Annotated in this window: 8 protein-coding genes; 1 reads left to right on the forward strand and 7 read right to left on the reverse strand. The window is 51.5% G+C overall.

Going from position 1 to position 4,194, the window contains the following annotated elements:
* Positions 1–35: 35 nt before the first annotated feature.
* Genes rplV through rpsJ form a run of 7 tightly spaced genes read right to left on the reverse strand, consistent with a single transcriptional unit; the run spans position 36 to position 3,405 of the window.
* On the reverse strand, positions 36–368 hold the full coding sequence (gene rplV, locus HMPREF1144_RS30580; RefSeq protein WP_002919773.1) for a 50S ribosomal protein L22: 333 nt from the start codon (positions 366–368) through the stop codon (positions 36–38).
* 14 nt (positions 369–382) lie between these two features.
* A complete protein-coding gene (rpsS, locus tag HMPREF1144_RS30585) occupies positions 383–661 on the reverse strand; it encodes a 30S ribosomal protein S19 (protein WP_001138115.1) in 279 nt (92 codons plus the stop codon).
* Positions 662–677: 16 nt separating this feature from the next.
* Positions 678–1,499, reverse strand: coding sequence for a 50S ribosomal protein L2 (gene rplB, locus HMPREF1144_RS30590; RefSeq protein WP_000301869.1), 822 nt, complete (start codon positions 1,497–1,499; stop codon positions 678–680).
* 17 nt (positions 1,500–1,516) lie between these two features.
* The gene (rplW, locus tag HMPREF1144_RS30595) at positions 1,517–1,819 is read right to left on the reverse strand and encodes a 50S ribosomal protein L23 (RefSeq protein WP_000617546.1); all 303 of its coding nucleotides are present in this window, start codon (positions 1,817–1,819) and stop codon (positions 1,517–1,519) included.
* Positions 1,816–2,421, reverse strand: coding sequence for a 50S ribosomal protein L4 (rplD, locus tag HMPREF1144_RS30600; protein WP_003031119.1), 606 nt, complete (start codon positions 2,419–2,421; stop codon positions 1,816–1,818). The genes rplW and rplD overlap by 4 nt, the downstream gene beginning before the upstream one ends.
* A 10-nt stretch (positions 2,422–2,431) precedes the next feature.
* A complete protein-coding gene (rplC, locus tag HMPREF1144_RS30605; protein ID WP_004106354.1) occupies positions 2,432–3,061 on the reverse strand; it encodes a 50S ribosomal protein L3 in 630 nt (209 codons plus the stop codon).
* Positions 3,062–3,093: 32 nt separating this feature from the next.
* Positions 3,094–3,405, reverse strand: coding sequence for a 30S ribosomal protein S10 (gene rpsJ / locus HMPREF1144_RS30610; protein WP_001181005.1), 312 nt, complete (start codon positions 3,403–3,405; stop codon positions 3,094–3,096).
* A gap of 379 nt (positions 3,406–3,784) precedes the next feature.
* Here rpsJ and HMPREF1144_RS30620 point away from each other — a divergent pair.
* Positions 3,785–4,194: prepilin peptidase (locus HMPREF1144_RS30620; RefSeq protein WP_009655018.1), on the forward strand; the 410-nt coding region annotated here is incomplete at its 3' end.

Consider the following 4,194-nt stretch of genomic DNA (forward strand, 5'->3'; position numbering starts at 1 on the left):
ATGTACTTTCTGACCCATTGCTAGTCTCCAGAGTCTCAGCGATCGGACACAACCACAGTAATGTGGCTGGTGCGCTTCAGGATGCGATCTGCACGACCTTTAGCACGCGGCATAATGCGCTTCATGCTCGGGCCTTCGTCTACGAAAATTTTCGCAACTTTCAGATCATCAATGTCAGCGCCATCGTTGTGTTCAGCGTTAGCAATGGCAGATTCCAGTACCTTCTTGACCAGTACAGCAGCTTTCTTATTGGTGTAGGTCAGAATATCCAGGGCCTGCGACACTTTCTTACCGCGAATCAGGTCAGCAACAAGGCGAACCTTCTGAGCAGAAGAACGAGCATGGCGATGTTGAGCTAAAGTTTCCATCTCTTCCTCCTACCTTATTTCTTCTTCGCTTTTTTATCAGCAGCGTGGCCGCGATAAGTACGAGTCGGTGCGAATTCACCCAGTTTGTGACCAACCATTTCGTCGGAAACAAAAACTGGAACGTGCTGACGACCATTATGGACAGCGATGGTCAAACCGATCATGTTAGGAAAGATCGTTGAACGACGGGACCAAGTGCGCAGGGGCTTCTTGTCTCCGCTTTCCACCGCTTTCTCTACCTTCTTCAGCAAGTGCAGGTCAATAAAAGGACCTTTCTTGAGAGAACGTGGCATGGCTTATCCTCTAAAATTATTTGCTACGGCGACGTACGATGAATTTATCAGTACGCTTGTTGCTGCGGGTCTTCTTACCTTTGGTCTGAACGCCCCACGGAGTTACCGGGTGCTTACCAAAGTTACGACCTTCACCACCACCATGTGGGTGGTCGACTGGGTTCATCGCAGTACCGCGAACGGTAGGACGAACACCACGCCAGCGTGCAGCACCTGCTTTACCCAGAACGCGCAGCATATGCTCAGCATTGCCAACTTCGCCCAGAGTAGCGCGGCAGTCTGCTTCGACTTTACGCATTTCACCAGAACGCAGACGCAGGGTGACATAAGCACCATCGCGAGCAACGATCTGAACGTAAGTACCAGCGGAACGAGCCAGCTGACCGCCTTTACCTGGTTTCATTTCTACGTTATGAACGGTAGAACCAACCGGGATATTGCGCATCGGCAGGGTGTTGCCTGCTTTGATTGCAGCATCAACGCCAGATTGAATCTGGTCGCCAGCTTTCAGGCCTTTAGGGGCCAGAATGTAACGGCGCTCACCATCTTTGTACAGAACCAGCGCGATGTTCGCGGAGCGGTTCGGATCGTACTCAAGACGTTCAACAACTGCCGGGATACCATCTTTGTTGCGTTTGAAGTCAACAATACGGTAGGCCTGTTTGTGACCACCACCGATATGACGGGTGGTGATACGGCCATTGTTGTTACGACCACCGGATTTGCTGTTTTTTTCAACCAGCGGAGCAAAAGGTTTGCCCTTGTGCAGCTCTGGGTTGACCACTTTAACAACGTGGCGACGACCCGGAGATGTCGGTTTACATTTAACAACTGCCATTGTATTACTCCTCCGACTTACTCAGCGCCGCCGACGAAGTCCAGATTCTGGCCTTCCTTCAGGGTGACGTAAGCTTTTTTCCAGTCGCTACGACGACCGATACGCTGTCCGTGACGTTTAACTTTCCCTTTAACAACCAGGGTGTTAACGACTTCGACTTCGACTTCAAACAGTTTCTGCACAGCAGCTTTGATCTCTGCTTTGGTCGCGTCTTTAGCAACTTTGAGAACGATGGTGTTAGTTTTTTCCATCGCAGTAGACGCTTTTTCAGAAACGTGCGGTGCGCGCAGCACCTTCAGCAGACGTTCTTCACGAATCATGCCAGCATCTCCTCAACTTGCTTAACAGCATCAGCAGTCATTACGACTTTGTCGAAGGCGATCAGGCTAACCGGGTCGATACCAGTTGCATCACGTACGTCAACCTTGTGCAGGTTGCGCGCAGCAAGGAACAGGTTCTCGTCCAGCTCACCGGTGATGATCAGCACATCTTCCAGAGCCATGTCTTTCAGTTTCTGTGCCAGCAGCTTAGTTTTAGGCGCTTCTACAGAGAAAGATTCGACAACGATCAGACGATCCTGACGTACCAGTTCGGACAGAATGCTTTTCAGCGCGCCGCGGTACATCTTTTTGTTAACTTTTTGACTGTGGTCCTGCGGACGCGCAGCGAAGGTCACGCCACCTGAACGCCAGATCGGGCTCTTGATAGAACCTGAACGCGCACGGCCGGTACCTTTCTGGCGCCACGGCTTTTTGCCTGAACCAGTTACTTCAGCACGAGTCTTCTGAGCACGAGTACCCTGACGAGCACCAGCTGCATAAGCAACTACAACCTGGTGAACCAGCGCTTCGTTGAAATCACGACCGAAGGTAGTTTCGGAAACAGTCAGCGCGCTCTGCGCGTCTTTCAATACTAATTCCATTGCTATCCCCTTACGCCTTCACAGCTGGTTTAACGATCAGGTCGCTACCGGTTGCACCCGGGACCGCGCCTTTAACCAGCAGCAGGTTGCGCTCAGCGTCAACACGTACTACGTCCAGGCTCTGAACGGTTACACGTTCGTTACCCAGCTGACCTGCCATTTTCTTGCCTTTGAACACTTTGCCCGGAGTCTGGTTCTGACCGATAGAACCCGGAACGCGGTGAGACAAGGAGTTACCGTGAGTAGCGTCCTGGGTACGGAAGTTCCAGCGCTTAACGGTACCAGCAAAACCTTTACCTTTAGAGGTACCGGTTACGTCAACTTTTTTAACGTCAGCAAACAGCTCAACGCTAATGTCCTGACCTACGGTGAACTCTTCGCCGTCAGCCAGACGGAATTCCCACAGACCACGGCCAGCTTCTACGCCAGCTTTAGCGAAGTGACCCGCTTCCGGTTTGGTTACACGGTTAGCTTTTTTAGCACCAGTGGTCACCTGAACGGCACGGTAGCCATCGTTAGCCAGATCTTTAACCTGAGTAACGCGGTTTGCTTCAACTTCGATTACGGTTACTGGGATAGATACGCCATCTTCAGTGAAGATGCGGGTCATGCCCACTTTTTTACCGACTAAACCAATCATTGTTTCAACCTCTCAATCGCTCGATGACCTGATTAACCCAGGCTGATCTGCACGTCTACACCGGCAGCCAGATCCAGACGCATCAGAGCATCAACGGTTTTTTCAGTTGGCTCAACGATGTCAACCAGACGCTTATGAGTGCGGATTTCGTACTGATCGCGCGCGTCTTTGTTAACGTGCGGAGAGATCAGAACGGTAAAGCGCTCTTTGCGGGTCGGCAGCGGGATCGGACCACGGACTTGCGCACCAGTGCGCTTAGCAGTCTCGACGATTTCCGCGGTTGATTGATCGATCAGACGATGATCAAACGCTTTAAGGCGGATACGGATTCTTTGGTTCTGCATGAGACCAGAGCTCCAATTATTTTATAGACGAAATGGTTACTCCTCATACCCATTACGATTGATGGGAGAGTGTAACCGTTCTTACATAGTTCCCCAATTGGGAACATTGTTTGGTAGCGTGATGCTGCTACCAGGGTTCATATCGAACCGGCCGTCAACTTTGACAGGCCCGCGCATTATACGCAAATTCAGCGACAACGCAAGGGCTGCGTACAAAATCATCACTTGTTTCTGCGAGCTCACTTCCAGGCCCTGGCAATGCCATGAAAGGCCGGCAAATACTCTGGAGCGTGACATCCATTCCTGTTTATTGCCTTTTGCCAGAGGTCAGGCTCCTGCATCACACTCGGTACCCAGGGCCACCACATGGAAACCATCGATGATAGCGACTTTGGCATTCTTCATTATTTATGGCGGGTTATTACTCACGCTTTGTTGGCACGATCTGCGCTATGGTTTGCTACCCGATAAATTTACCTGCCCTCTGCTGTGGGGCGGGTTGCTTTATTATCTGTGTATGTCACCAGCCAATCTGCAGCATGCGGTCTGGGGAGCGATAGCAGGCTATCTGGCCTTTGCGTTGATCTATTGGCTCTACAAGGGAATACGCGGGCGTGAAGGCATCGGCTACGGCGATGTCAAATTTCTCGCCGCACTAGGGGCATGGCAGGGATGGAGAGTTTTACCGCAGCTCGTTCTTATAGCAACGATTCTCGCCTGCGCTGCCGTAACGGTTCTGATCCTGTGCGGCAAACACAGGCAGGCATTACGCAACCCGCTGCCTTTCGG

The organism is Klebsiella sp. OBRC7, from assembly GCF_000293135.1.
GTDB lineage: Bacteria > Pseudomonadota > Gammaproteobacteria > Enterobacterales > Enterobacteriaceae > Klebsiella > Klebsiella michiganensis.

Bases quoted from the DNA above. Each gene is read 5' to 3' on its own strand.
- rplB (WP_000301869.1), bottom strand. From the start codon at position 1,499: ATGGCAGTTGTTAAATGTAAACCGACATCTCCGGGTCGTCGCCACGTT.
- rplC (WP_004106354.1), bottom strand. From the start codon at position 3,061: ATGATTGGTTTAGTCGGTAAAAAAGTGGGCATGACCCGCATCTTCACT.
- rplV (WP_002919773.1), bottom strand. From the start codon at position 368: ATGGAAACTTTAGCTCAACATCGCCATGCTCGTTCTTCTGCTCAGAAG.
- rpsS (WP_001138115.1), bottom strand. From the start codon at position 661: ATGCCACGTTCTCTCAAGAAAGGTCCTTTTATTGACCTGCACTTGCTG.
- rplW (WP_000617546.1), bottom strand. From the start codon at position 1,819: ATGATTCGTGAAGAACGTCTGCTGAAGGTGCTGCGCGCACCGCACGTT.
- rpsJ (WP_001181005.1), bottom strand. From the start codon at position 3,405: ATGCAGAACCAAAGAATCCGTATCCGCCTTAAAGCGTTTGATCATCGT.
- rplD (WP_003031119.1), bottom strand. From the start codon at position 2,421: ATGGAATTAGTATTGAAAGACGCGCAGAGCGCGCTGACTGTTTCCGAA.